The sequence below is a fragment of the Niabella pedocola genome (assembly GCF_021044425.1).
GTDB classification, from domain to species: Bacteria; Bacteroidota; Bacteroidia; order Chitinophagales; family Chitinophagaceae; genus Niabella; species Niabella pedocola.
Map to the genome: position 1 here is coordinate 455,688 of NZ_JAJNEC010000003.1, position 13,212 is coordinate 468,899.

12 protein-coding genes are annotated in these 13,212 nt (G+C 47.9%); 6 read left to right on the forward strand and 6 right to left on the reverse strand.

Annotated elements, in window-relative coordinates; translation table 11 throughout:
* Positions 1–87 precede the first annotated feature (87 nt).
* Positions 88–1,212 (forward strand): epoxide hydrolase family protein, encoded by a 1,125-nt coding sequence (locus tag LQ567_RS03095; protein ID WP_231002636.1) that lies wholly within the window; start codon positions 88–90, stop codon positions 1,210–1,212.
* Between the two features lie 93 nt (positions 1,213–1,305).
* Here the strand turns inward: LQ567_RS03095 and LQ567_RS03100 are convergent, their stop codons facing one another.
* Complete coding sequence (locus tag LQ567_RS03100; protein WP_231002637.1) at positions 1,306–1,674, reverse strand: iron chaperone; 369 nt, start codon at positions 1,672–1,674, stop codon at positions 1,306–1,308.
* Positions 1,675–2,005: 331 nt separating this feature from the next.
* On the opposite strand from LQ567_RS03100, the gene LQ567_RS03105 reads away from it, so the two are divergent.
* Both LQ567_RS03105 and arr read left to right on the forward strand, forming a co-directional pair.
* A complete protein-coding gene (locus LQ567_RS03105) occupies positions 2,006–2,470 on the forward strand; it encodes a MarR family winged helix-turn-helix transcriptional regulator (RefSeq protein ID WP_231002638.1) in 465 nt (154 codons plus the stop codon).
* A 343-nt stretch (positions 2,471–2,813) separates the two neighbouring features.
* Positions 2,814–3,218 (forward strand): NAD(+)--rifampin ADP-ribosyltransferase, encoded by a 405-nt coding sequence (gene arr, locus LQ567_RS26250; protein ID WP_394800342.1) that lies wholly within the window; start codon positions 2,814–2,816, stop codon positions 3,216–3,218.
* 419 nt (positions 3,219–3,637) lie between these two features.
* On the opposite strand, the gene LQ567_RS03115 is transcribed toward arr, so the two are convergent.
* Together LQ567_RS03115 and LQ567_RS03120 are read right to left on the reverse strand one after the other, a co-directional pair.
* Positions 3,638–4,522 (reverse strand): aminoglycoside 6-adenylyltransferase, encoded by an 885-nt coding sequence (locus LQ567_RS03115; RefSeq protein ID WP_231002640.1) that lies wholly within the window; start codon positions 4,520–4,522, stop codon positions 3,638–3,640.
* An 85-nt stretch (positions 4,523–4,607) separates the two neighbouring features.
* Positions 4,608–5,453, reverse strand: a complete 846-nt coding sequence (locus LQ567_RS03120; protein WP_231002641.1) for a rhomboid family intramembrane serine protease — start codon at positions 5,451–5,453, stop codon at positions 4,608–4,610.
* A gap of 289 nt (positions 5,454–5,742) precedes the next feature.
* Between LQ567_RS03120 and LQ567_RS03125 the strand changes: the two genes are divergently transcribed.
* On the forward strand, positions 5,743–6,306 hold the full coding sequence (locus tag LQ567_RS03125; RefSeq protein ID WP_231002642.1) for a cupin domain-containing protein: 564 nt from the start codon (positions 5,743–5,745) through the stop codon (positions 6,304–6,306).
* A 24-nt stretch (positions 6,307–6,330) separates the two neighbouring features.
* Here the strand turns inward: LQ567_RS03125 and LQ567_RS03130 are convergent, their stop codons facing one another.
* Positions 6,331–8,208 carry a heparinase II/III domain-containing protein gene (locus tag LQ567_RS03130; RefSeq protein WP_231002643.1) on the reverse strand — a complete coding sequence of 626 codons (1,878 nt, stop codon included), beginning with the start codon at positions 8,206–8,208 and terminating at the stop codon, positions 6,331–6,333.
* Between the two features lie 107 nt (positions 8,209–8,315).
* On the opposite strand from LQ567_RS03130, the gene LQ567_RS03135 reads away from it, so the two are divergent.
* A complete protein-coding gene (locus LQ567_RS03135) occupies positions 8,316–9,503 on the forward strand; it encodes an AGE family epimerase/isomerase (protein WP_231002644.1) in 1,188 nt (395 codons plus the stop codon).
* A gap of 206 nt (positions 9,504–9,709) precedes the next feature.
* On the opposite strand, the gene LQ567_RS03140 is transcribed toward LQ567_RS03135, so the two are convergent.
* Positions 9,710–10,870, reverse strand: coding sequence for a galactokinase (locus LQ567_RS03140; RefSeq protein ID WP_231002645.1), 1,161 nt, complete (start codon positions 10,868–10,870; stop codon positions 9,710–9,712).
* Positions 10,871–10,905: 35 nt separating this feature from the next.
* Between LQ567_RS03140 and LQ567_RS03145 the strand changes: the two genes are divergently transcribed.
* Positions 10,906–11,946: an aldose epimerase family protein gene (locus LQ567_RS03145; protein WP_231002646.1), complete on the forward strand. Its 1,041-nt coding sequence runs from the start codon at positions 10,906–10,908 to the stop codon at positions 11,944–11,946.
* Between the two features lie 116 nt (positions 11,947–12,062).
* Here LQ567_RS03145 and LQ567_RS03150 read toward each other — a convergent pair whose 3' ends face one another.
* The gene (locus tag LQ567_RS03150; protein WP_231002647.1) at positions 12,063–13,106 is read right to left on the reverse strand and encodes an NAD(P)-dependent alcohol dehydrogenase; all 1,044 of its coding nucleotides are present in this window, start codon (positions 13,104–13,106) and stop codon (positions 12,063–12,065) included.
* Positions 13,107–13,212: the final 106 nt, after the last annotated feature.

The following is a 13,212-nucleotide window of genomic DNA, read 5'->3' on the forward strand; positions in this document are numbered from 1 at the left end:
ATTTTCCCCGTCCTTTGTACCTGTCTGAACGGCCTTACTGTATGCATCTTTGCATTGTTGATCCTTTAAAACAATCAACAAAAAGGTATGAGCACAGCAAACACTTTCCGTATCGAAGTAAGCCAATCCGTACTGGACGATCTGCAGGAACGCCTGCAAAAAACACGCTGGACCGACGAGCCCGCCGATGCCGGCTGGAACTACGGTACCAATCCCGCCTATCTCAGAGAGCTGGTAACATACTGGCAAAAGATTTACGACTGGCGCCGCCATGAAGCCATGCTCAATACCCTGCCCCATTTTAAAACCGAGATCGATGGCACCGGTATCCACTTCATTCATGTAAAAGGAAAAGGTCCCAACCCCAGGCCCCTGCTGCTTACCCATGGCTGGCCCGACAGCTTTTACCGCTTTTATAAAGCGATCCCCATGCTGACCGACCCAGCCGGCCAGTCTTTTGATGTCATTATTCCCTCTTTACCCGGCTTTGGCTTTTCGGATAAGGTGGCGCTCAATACCGACCAGGTAGCGGCGCTCTGGGCAAAGCTTATGACCGACGTGCTGGGCTATGAGCAATACGTGGCGGCCGGCGGCGATATCGGCGCCATCGTTACCAAGTCGCTGGCCAACCAGCAGCCGGATCGTGTAAGTGCCATCCATCTTACCGATGTGGGATATCCCACCGGCCAGGAAGACTGGGCCACAATGTCGGCGCCGGAGCAGGAATTTGGTCGCTACATACAGCAGTGGTGGTATACCGAAGGCGCTTATAACATGATTCAATCCACCAAGCCGCAGACCCTGGGCTATGGCCTTAACGATTCGCCCGTGGGACTTGCTGCCTGGATACTGGAAAAATTCTACAGCTGGAGCGACAATGGCGGCAATATCGAAACCTGCTTTACCAAAGATGAGCTGCTCACAAATATCATGATTTACTGGGTCAGCCAGACCATCAATACATCAGTACGCAGTTACCTGGAAAATGCGCGTGCCGCCTGGTCCGGTACCCCGTCGCCATCGGCGCAGTATGTGAAAGCAGCTACAGGAGTAAGCGTCTTCCCTGCCGAAGCACCCATGCCGGTAGAATGGGCGCAACGTATGGCCAATGTACAGCGGTTTCATAAAATGCCAAAGGGCGGTCACTTTGCTGCATTGGAAGTGCCCGAAGACTGGACAGGCGAGCTGCGCAGCTTTTTCTACAGCCTGTAGTTGAGGTGACCTTTTTACAGCATATACCCGGTAAAGAAAAACGAAACGCTGTTTTACATGACCGGGACTACAGGTTGTTTTAATAATGATATTTTACTTCTTAGCCTCGCATTCTTTTTTTCGGAACGTTATGAGCCGCTTTATAAACGTTGTGGGCAGCGGCTTGTCCGACGGGAGCTGGATGGCAGACCGGGATACCTTCAGCCCTTCCAGCTCGGTTTCAAATTCCTTCAGCAATGCCGGGCTCCAGGGGCTGGAAAGGGAAATATGTTTGGCATAGGCCGAATAGTAAATCAGGAACTGTTTGCCGATCCTGAAGGCCGGGATCTGGTAACTGATCACTTCTTCCGCCTCGGGCGCCATTTCTTTTATGATCCTGCGAATCTGCTGCATGCGTTCCTGCACCGCTGCGGGAAAGGTGTTTTGGTATTCGTCAATCGTTTTGAAGTCTGTTTTAGCCATGGGGTCTTCATTTTGCCGATAAAAATAATCGTTTAATGGTAATTTTTCGCAGCCGGATAATGCACTGCCGGCGGTACTATAATGCTATCGCGTACAGCCCGGATGTATAGCCACGGCTTTAGCCGGAGCGAGGACTACAGGTGGATTATTCGCTATCTTTTTATTTATTTTTAATAATACTCATGAACGCTTCGACGTTACGCGGCCCTCAAAAGAAGTCTCATAACCTTCTACTCATTCATGGCAGCTTCCTTTCAGCACTGCCCTCCTATCGTATTTTTTTGATCATTTTTCGAAAATTTATTTTATCTTTGTAACTAAGATAATTAGTTTGGAAGATAAAATGAAGAACCAGGTCATCCAGTTAAGAAAGCTCAGCCAGCAATATGCCTATGCCTCAATCCGCATGCACGAGGCCGTGGGGCGTAAGGCCGGGCTGTCGGGCACCGATCACAAATACCTGGGCTTCCTGCTGCAGCAGGGCTCCATGACGGCGGGCGAGCTGGCCGATATTACCGGTCTTACCACCGGCGCGGTAACAGGCCTGGTAGACCGGTTTGAAAAGAAGAAGCTGCTGAAGCGGCAACCCGATAAGACCGACAGACGCAAGATCATCATCGTTCCTGATGTTGATAAAATACGGGCATTGCTGCAACCGCTGTACCAGGATTTCCAGGACGATACGGACCGACTTTTCGCTTCTTTTTCCGCTGCAGGGTTAAAGACCCTGGAAACGTATTTTATAAAAGCACTGGAGATCATGCAGCATAAAACAGATCAACTCAATCAAAAATAATCGAATGGAATTCAACCCCAACAACCCCGTTATACAACGCTGCATGCAGGGCATGGAGCTGGCAGAAAAAGACCAGTCCGAAGCCGCGGCTTCGGTGTTCCTGCAAGCCTGGAATGAAGCCGGCAACGATTTTGAAAAATTTATCGCTGCGCATTTTGTGGCACGGCATCAACAGGATGCCCGTAACAAATTAACCTGGCTGCACGCTGCTTTGGAGCATGGACTAAGTGTTAACAGCGATGCGGTGAAGAGCGCGCTGCCCTCCCTGTACACCAATATGGCACAATGCTATACAGCCCTGGGTGATGCGGACAATGAAAAGAAATACCACAGATTGGCTGTCTTGGCCGGAGCACAGTTGCCAGACAAAGGACCTTTTTATCATGGCACCCGGGCCGATCTGCAGCCGGGCGACCTGCTCGTAGCAGGTGGCATATCCAATTACCAGAGCGATGTGGTCATGAATCATATTTACTTTACGGGCCTGGTCAATGGCGCAGGGCTGGCAGCCGCACTGGCAAAGGGCAACGGGCCCGAGCGTGTATATATCGTAGAACCCACGGGCAGCTTTGAAAATGATCCGAACGTAACCGATAAAAAATTTCCAGGTAATCCTACGCGTTCGTATCGCAGTACGGCGCCGTTGAAGATCACTGGTGAGGTGGCTGATTGGGACCGGCTGACGCCGGAGCAGCTGCGTCAATGGCGGGAAAAGCTGGCCAATAACAAAGGCGCTATTATTAATTAGCGTTGCTCCTGCACGTCCTGGCTGCATAAGGCCTGAGCGACCGGCTTCATATATCTGTATGGAAGCCTGCTTGTAATAACATTTTGAAACATCCCGCTACAAAAAAAAGGTAATGATAAGCAGGACTTTTGTGCGGGGAGGTACTTTTCCTCGTTTTCTGGAAACAGGCAACCGCATAAAGATTTTATCCACAATGCGCAGATTCTTTTTTATACGTTCCTGTAAAATGCTCCGGCACAAAAATCTGTACATCTGCGGCCATTAAAAAAAGTTAGTATCGCCTTTAACCGTAATAACGCCCAACACTACAAAAATGAAGAACATTCCGGGTTGCACCCGCAGATCTGAGAATAAAGGAAAACCCCTCCAACTAGAGGCGATCACCGGCCACTGCTGTGGGTGATCGATATCGAAAATAGCTAGTAGATTCCTAGCGCATTCCCCCGCAGCTGTTGTACATGTTGCATATAAGCAGTCACATTGTTATCCCAGTCTGCCGGGTAAGTGTAGCCCAGTTCTATTGCAATAAATTGTGCGGTACTTCTGAAAAGATCCTGCATCGCGTATACCGCCTGCCAGATCTGCGCCAGATCCGCAACCGGATAAGTGGCCAGCAACTTTTCATAGGTAGCCGGTTCGAGATAACGCTGGTAATGCTTTCCAAATTTCCCAGGGTTTACGTTGAAATGATGCCGGCAACCAATATACCAGTCTATCATTTGCAGGAGTGCGCCGCGGATCACCTGGTTGATGAGTTCCTGGGCCAGGATCACCTCCCCTCTCCAAAGACCTTTTGCCAAGCCGGCATTGGTATACCAGAATTCATTGCAACAATCAACAAAAGAGCGTTCCGAAGGTTTTTGTACCCTATATCCGGCATCGCTGGCAGGCGGCAGCGGATGGTTCGTAAAGATCCCGGTCTTATCCCATAACACTTTACAAAGACTATCTCGGGTAAACTGTTCCAACCGATCCAGGGGCACTATGGTGAGATCGATCCGGTTGCCATCTTTAAACTGCAGCAGGTAGGAAAAAGCGCCTTCCAGTTCCGGTGCAGGCGGGTACAGTTCCATTGCTTCCGGCAGCTGCATGATCATCCGTTCGCCGAATACATCCACCCAGCCATGATCCTGCAAAAAGGACTGCAATGCATTTACCACATAAATGATATCATAATCCTGGAAGATATCCGGCGTTATATTGGGATTGGACCGCGATCCATCCTGTAATACGGCCAGTATCCGGGGATCCTTTGCCACCTCCAGTATTAATTCCATCATCTCCGCATTGCTCCTGCTTGTCATCGTATTACGGTTTATTCAAATTTAGGGATAATTACCGGGGAACATCGTTAAGACGTACTGCTTACCATTCTTTACCACAACGCTCCTAAGGTATGTTTTTCGAATGTTCTTTTAATTTTTCCAGCTCAGCCCTGCTGAGACTGGACATTCCCCGTTTATGGATCTTATCAAGAATGCGGTCAATATCCCGCTGTGCGTTATTCTTTTCCGCATTGTACCGGTCGTCCATGGAGTAATTTTTATGGTGGGTTTTAAACCAAAAATTATCTACTACCAGTAGATCCGGTCTTCTTATCATCATCCAGATAAAAGCAATGGAAGGTATCGCAATCAGTAGAATTGTAAAATAGTTGTGTACAAAAGCATCCGGCTTCATCACTAAAGCTGTAAGCATGCCAACGACCCCACCGCCCAAATGTGCATCATGTCCGATATTATTTTTACCTGAGCGGATCCCATAAATGGAAAACAGCACGTAAAGGATCCCGTACAGCCAACCCGGAATGGTGAATGGAAGTCCAAAGAAACCAATCCCAATACCCGGGAACAGGGCAATCGCCGCAAAAATGATCCCGCAAATAGCTCCGGAGGCGCCCACTGCGCTGTAATCCCCGTGATGCCGGTGGATCAGCAAAGAAAGCAGCCCGCCACCGATCAGTCCCGAAAAATAGATAATCAAGAACCGCAGGCCACCGAGGTGATCTCCGATCAGCCCGCAGAAAGCATAAAGACTGATCATATTAAAAATAAGATGTAGCCAGCTAACATGCAGGAACCCCGATGTAACCAGACGTTTATAATCTTTGCGAACCAGTATTGGATCTATCTCAAACTGATAACTATCAAAAAAGGTCCGATTGGTAAATCCCTTGTAGGAAAAAAGAATATTCAACAGGATCAGCAGGAGCACAATGATGCCGGTATCAGTCATGAGCAGGGTGGTTTAATCATTTTTCTAATCAAAAATACGCGAACGCTTGCATTTATATGCAGGAATGACACAGCAACTTCCCGGAAGTTGTTCTTCTGATAAAAAAACAGTAACTAAAAGTTCGCACTTATTATCCAATAGCTTGGGTGCATATCCCTAGGGTTGTTGCAATACGTACTCCATATATATTAAAAATGTGTAAATTTATAATAGCAGTAGGTCTTTATTTTGGCAAAGGCTTCATTCGCGGACCTACTGCCCTGCATTCCGTACCATTTAACACGCAGCTATGAAACGTAGTTATTTTATTTCTGCAGTGCTTACAGCTATTCCGCTTTTCACATGGATGAAGATAAAGGCCACCCATGTGCTGCAGACGGTAAAGGGGTTTAAAGTTCCCGCCGGACAGGCCCGGTTTGGTGTTCATTACAACATGAAAGGCGTTACCCTGAACCGGCTGGACATTAAAATATCGGGTAAGGACACCGATGGCAGGCTGGCTGTTTTTGAGCAAACAAGTCTCACCTATAAAGGCGGACCACCCCTGCATATCCACCTGAATCAGGACGAATGGTTTTATGTGCTGGAAGGAAAATACCGGTTCCAGGTGGGAGACGATCTATACGATATGCACGCAGGCGATACCATTTTTTTGCCTCGCCAGGTGCCGCACGCATTTATCCAGCTTACGGAAAAGGCCAGTGTGATTGTTTCCTACTGTCCCGCCGGCCGTATGGAGGATTTCTTTGCGGTAACCAGCCAGTGGGCAATCGCTCCTACCAAAGAAGCCATCGCCGGTGTATTTGCAGATCATGAAATGAAAGTAGTAGGCCCCCCGTTAAAAGCAGATTGAGCTCTTCTATGGCGGCCCAAATCGTTATCTCCAGTCCTTGAGCGGTACAATCTTGGCATCCACCTTTGATGCATTATTTTCCGGAACCAGTCGCACCACAAAACGTTTTTTACCGGATGCCGGAAGCTTCGTTTCAAAGCCTACCAGTACGGTGCCCGGGTTGGGCGCATCGTAATCAGTGGCGGTCGCCGTACTCCAGGTTTTTACAGTAACCGGCTGATCGGAAACAACCTGCATCAGCAGCGTTTTGCCGTTCTTTTTTAGTACCAATTCGTTGGATGATTTAACCTCTACATCGGCCGGGGTTAACATACGCCACTGCATATTTACGGCATGATCGCCGGTTTCAATCTCGTCCTGTATCAGTCCATACGCCTTATCCTTCAGAGCTACTCCGCGTACCGCTTGTTTTATCTGTCCTTTGTATACGGGCAACAGATCCGACTGAGCGAAACTGAACTCCGGCCGGTTACCATACCGGGTAATAGCGGTTACCCCTTCCATACGTTGCAAACTGTCGTCAAACGTAAGGGTACTATGTGCATAATTGGTATAGCGAAAAACCGTCCACCGCGGGGAGTTTTGTGTGCGCAGCCAGATGTTCAGTCCTTTTGATTCCAGCGATTCATAGTTCTGCATGCCGAAATCCATTCCCCAACGAACGCCTTCCGCTTCAAATACGAAAGAACCCTCATCCATATGCGCATGGTTCACAAAGGGAGAACCGGCTTTAAAACCCAGGAACAATGCATCCGGGTTGGTCCAGCTGGTGCGCATCATTACCACGGGACTGGCACCACCACCCTCCCAGAAGGTTTTCTCTGGTGGGGTAACGCCGGCTGCCGCCAGCTGTTTGCCCCAGATAAGTAAGGTTGGTAAAAAACGATCGCCTTCCAATGCCCGCTTGTTTTTATCATTGTGCAGGTATTGCAACTCGTTCCAGGCCAGCGAAGGTCTTTTTAATTTTTTTGCAAACCAGAACATCGCCCCGTTGGATTCGGCACCCGGACCGGAATCGGCATAATTAAACGGAAGTCCGCTGGGAGTGATCATATGCTGGAAATAATCCGCTGTTTTCAAAAAACCCGGTAAGGCGCTCAGTCCTTCATCGCTCCCTGTTAACTGTTCGAGGGCATCGAGAAAAAATACATTATAAGTCGTTCCATAACTCCAGTACCCATAGCCCTCTGGATAAGCGCCATCCGGTGCATATTGTTTCATAGGGATCTTTATCGATTCAATAGCGCGGCGGATCACCTGGCTGCATTGCTCCGGTGCGGATTCATAAATGGCCCAGGCTCCATAAGCCAACCCGGTATTGCAAACCTGGTTCCAGTTGTTTTCAACCCTGAGCCAATAGTTATATTTCGAATCCAAAGAAGTGCGGATCCCTTTTTCGAGGATCGCATCTTTGATCTTCGTTCTCGCATCCGGGGAGAGCTCGTTGTATAACCAGTCGTATCCGATAGCCGCCGCCATGGTCATTTCCGCCACATCCAGGTAATGTGTGGGATTCCAGTCTGCAAAGGAACTGATCGTTAATAATTGTTGTACTGCTGCATCCCTGTAGGTTTTATTCCCCGTCATCCGCCAGGCATAGGAAAGAAAAAAGATCCGCCGGATGGCTTCCCGTGAAACCGAGAGCAAGCGCTTCCCGATTTTTTTATGCTCCAGTGGTGCTGCGGCACAGATGCGGTCGGATGCATCCAAAAGCAACTGGTGCACGCGCCTCAGGTCCGGGTTCCGATCCATTGCCAGCTTTACCTGTGCTTCTTCGCCATTGGTGAGCAGCAAACGCGGATGCGCCTTCCCGGATACTCCGTCCATCATGTTTTTTTGCGAAAAAGCAGGGGTGCCCAATAAAAACAGCAACCAGCAAATCATGTGCGCAATCGGTTTCATAACTCCAGTTTTGGAACTAAAAATACTTAAGTAATCAGGATTATTACCAGAACCTTTTATTTTTTATTATTTTGCCCGTTGATCTTTTAATTTTTAAACTTCTGTTAATGAAATGCTTTCTTAAACTGGGTATTGCTGCCGGGCTGATGTGTTGTTTTTTAACTGCAGGTGCTCAAAAAGATATGCGAGCGCTTATTAAAAAAGACGCGGCTTTTGCAGCCAGTCAGTACAAATTGCTGATGAAAAATATACCGGCCGATAAAATGCCCCAAAATTATGATCCGGCTAAAGATCAGCTGGTAACTTCTGCTACCGATTGGTGGACGAGTGGATTTTATCCCGGTACCCTATGGCTGATCTACAAAGCAACCAAGGACCCGCAGATCCTGGCCGAAGCCAAACAACGGCTGGTACTAGAGGAACCGATCAAATATTACACTGGGAACCATGATATTGGTTTTATGATCTTTTGCAGTTTTGGCAATGCTTATGCCATTACAAAAGCCCCTCATTACAAAGAAGTGATCCTTACCGCGGCGGAAACCGCCACCAAGCGGTACAAACCGGGGATGAAAGCCATCCAGTCATGGAATAAAAGTAAAAAATTCAACGCCCCGGTGATCATAGATAATATGATGAACCTGGAAATGCTGGAATGGGCTTCCCGTAACGGCGGCAGCAAACGGCTGGCCGAAATTGCAGAGAACCATGCCAACACAACATTAAAAAATCATTTTCGCCCGGATGGCAGCAGCTATCATGCCGTAGATTATGATACCGCTACCGGTGCGGTTTTAAAGAAGGTTACACACCAGGGATATGCCGATGAATCGGCCTGGGCGCGCGGACAGGCCTGGGGGCTCTATGGTTATACCATGATGTATCGTTTTACAAAAAAGCCGGAATACCTGGCCCATGCACATAAGATCGCAGCGTTTATCCTGAATCATCCGAACCTGCCAAAAGATAAAGTACCTTACTGGGATTTCAATGCACCGGATATTCCAGCAGCTCCGCGGGATGTATCTGCTGCAGCGGTAATGGCTTCTGCCCTGCTGGAGCTGGCCCAATACAGCAATCCGCAACAAAAAGCAACCTACGTAGCAAACGCGGCAACCATGATCCGCTCAATGTCCGCCATCTATAAATCCAAGCCGGGCGGCAGCAAGGGATTTATCCTCACGCAGAGTGTTGGGCATTTGCCGGGAAAATCGGAAGTAAATGTATCGCTGTCTTATGCCGACTATTATTATATGGAGGCGCTGGACAGGTATAAACAGTGGGTGTTGAAATAGGCCTGCTGCCTGTGGCAAATTCCGGTACCGGTCCATATGCGGCACCGCTTAATATACTGCAAAAAAAAGGCTGTATCAAGGTCATTCTGGAATGTCATCCTGAACTTGGTTCAGGATCCGCTTTACTACTATAATGCTGAAACAAGTTCAGCATGACAATGCGATGTAAACAGCTTTGATACAGCCCCTTTTATACACTACATTTCTTACACTAACGTACGTACTCCTTCTGCGATCACAGAGGAAAATACGCCCGGCTTATAGCCTATTTTTTCTTCATACGCCGCTGTTACCTTTTCTGCAAAATCATCAAAGCTTTCCTGTTTGATCAGTGCAATGGCGCAACCACCAAAACCGGCGCCGGTCATGCGTGCACCGATACAATCTTCGTAGGTTCTGCAAAAATCAACTATGCTATCCAGTTCGATCCCGGATACTTCATACAGCTGCTGCAGTGAATCATGCGAAGCATACATCAATTTTCCAAATGTTTCGATATCACCGCTGGTAAGCGCATCCTTTGCTTTTTTCACCCGCTCATTCTCTGTGATCACGTGCAGGGCCCGTTTTTCCAGTACCGGGTCATTTAGCAGCCCCTTTTCTTGTTCAAAATCATCCACGCTGATCTCTACCAGGTGCTGCACCGGAAATTTGTCCTGCAGCCGTTTCAATGCTTCCCGGCATTCGCTGAAGCGTTCGTTGTATTTGGATTCTACCAGCTTGCGGGGTTTATTGCTATTGATGATCGCCAGTACATAATCGCCAATCTCAAATGGCAGGTATTCATATTCCAGCGTATCGGTATTTAATAAAACAGCATGCGCTTCCTTTCCTACGGCCACAGCAAACTGATCCATGATACCGCTGTTGAGTCCCATAAAATCGTTCTCCACTCTTTTACCCAACAGCGCCAGGTCTACTTTTGAAAGTCCGCCGTTAAACATTTCGTTTAATGCAAAGGCGGTCAATACTTCAATCGAGGCACTGGACGATAGTCCGGATCCAATGGGAAGATTACCCGAAAACAGGAAATCAAGCCCCGTGATCTCCTTGCCCTTTTGCTGAAACTCATGGAGTACACCTAGCGGATAGTTAAACCATTCCGGTCCCTGTTTGCTATATCCATCCTGGCTAAAAGCGATCTCCGCAGATTCGGGGAAATCCAGTGCGTGAAAACGGAATTTCCGGTCTTCATTTTTCGCCACCAGCAACGTGGTCCCCAAAGAAATGGCACAGGGCATTACCTGTCCGCCATTGTAATCAATATGTTCCCCGATCAGGTTTACGCGGCCCGGACAAAAGAAAATATGCTCCGGTTGTTTATGGTAAATTTTTTCAAATTCTTTTTGCAAATCTCCAATGGTCATAACAATTATATTATTTTTATCAAAATTAAACGTTCATGATTGAAATAACTGAGCAGCTTGCTACGCAGCACCCCAACGGAAAAGATGTGTATGTGTTCACCCTCAAAAACGGTTCCGGTACAGAAGCAACGGTTACGAATTACGGCGCCATTATCATGTCGATAAAAGTACGGAAATCGGATGGAACTTTTAATGATATTGTTTTAGGATTTGATACCCCGCAGGAATACTGGTCGGAAGCATACTTTAAAAACTACCCTTACTATGGAGCCGCTATCGGGCGTTATGCTAACCGGATCAACCACGCGGCGATCACTATTGATGGCAGGGATTATCCTTTAAACAGTACCAATCCCGGTTATCAGCTGCACGGTGGCGTGGAAGGCTTCGACAAAAAAGTATGGGATAAGGTTTCTGCAACCGATGGTCATGTGGTATTGCAATATATAAGCCCGGATGGTGAAGAGGGCTACCCGGGGAACCTTACCGTACAGATCATTTTTTCATTGAACGAGGATAATGAGTTCAGCTACGAATACCGGGCAACAACCGATCAGCCAACGGCGGTAAATATTACGCACCACAGTTATTTTAACCTCAATAACGGCCAGGGCCGCATCGACCAGCAGCACCTCCGCATCCATGCTTCCAATTACCTGGAACAGGACGCCAACTATTGTACTACAGGAAACGTACTTCCGGTAAAGGGTACACGGAATGATTTCAGCAACTGGCAGGAAACCGGGAATATTGAAAACCCGGAACAAGGTATCGATATCAGTTATCCGCTCGATAGCCCGGGCATACACCAGGTGGCAGCTGAGGCCTGGTGCGATGAAGAAGCCGTAAAATTAGAAGTATATACGACCGAACCGCTGGTACATCTTTACAACAGTTATGGTTCTCCGGAGATCAAAGGGAAAAACGGTCAGCAATATACCGCCTTCTCTGCTTTCTGTTTTGAAACACAGGTACATCCCAATGCGATCAATATTCCTTCCTTCCCAAATACGATCTTGCGCCCGGGCGAAGTGTATCAAACAAAGACAACGTACAGGCTTACGGAGAAGGGATAGCAGCGAGAATCGAGATTTGAGAAATCAATTGACTAATTGCCGGTACACAGGTTCCTGTGGTACCAGTCAACTACAATGTACTTTCTCAAATCTCGGATCTCAAATCTGCACCACTTCTAAATCGTAGCCAGATCAATCACGAACCGGTACTTTACATCACTTTTTAACACGCGTTCGTAAGCGGTGTTTACGTCTTTGATATCGATGAGCTCGATATCGCTTACGATATTGTGTTCGGCACAATAATCAAGCATTTCCTGTGTTTCCGGAATGCCGCCGATGGAAGATGCCGTTAACACCCGGTTTCCCCGCATTAAACTGCCTCCGGCAATGCTTAGCGGTTCGGGCGGTAATCCCACGCAGATCTGCACCCCGTTTGTTTTAAGCATCTGCAGGTACATATTGTAATCATGCGGCGCAGAAACCGTATCGATAATAAAATCAAAATAGCGGTCGAGTTTTTTTACCTGTTCGGGATCTTTGGTAAGTACAAATTTATGCGCGCCCAAACGTTTGGCATCTGCTTCCTTGGAGGGTGAAGTACTGAGCATGGTTACCTCTGCACCAAAAGAAACCGCAAATTTCACGGCCATATGTCCCAGTCCACCCAGGCCCAGCACACCTACCTTATGTCCCTTCCCCACCTTCCATTTACGCAACGGGGAATAGGTAGTAATGCCGGCACAAAGTAATGGCGCTACCCCCTTCAGGTCTAATTTATCCGACACATGCAGCACAAAATGCTGATCGCAAACGATCTTATCGGAGTACCCGCCGTAGGTTACCGATCCGTCTTTATCCCGTGCATTATAGGTCCATACGGTTTGCTTATTATCGCAAAACTGCTCCTGTCCATGATCACAGCTATCGCAATGCTGGCAGGAGTTAACCATACAGCCGATGCCCGCCAGTTCGCCAGCCTTGAATTTGGTTACGTTAGCCCCCACTGCGGTAATCCGGCCAACGATCTCATGTCCAGGTACGATCGGATAAATGGCCGGTCCCCACTCGCTGCGCACCTGGTGAATATCCGAATGGCAGATGCCGCAGTATAAAATATCGATCAGTACATCGTCCGCACCCAATTCCCGGCGCTCAAAATCCCAGGGTCGTAAGGGTTCTGTCTTACCGTGCGCGGCGTATCCTTTTGCGTTTATCATGCTTTTATTTTTTTGTGTGGTAATTTGTTTTCTTAGAGCGAAGCGAAGCCCTTGCTTCTATTTATTGGTATTCCGTGAGGTTCAGGCTCCGTTATCACTCTTCCTG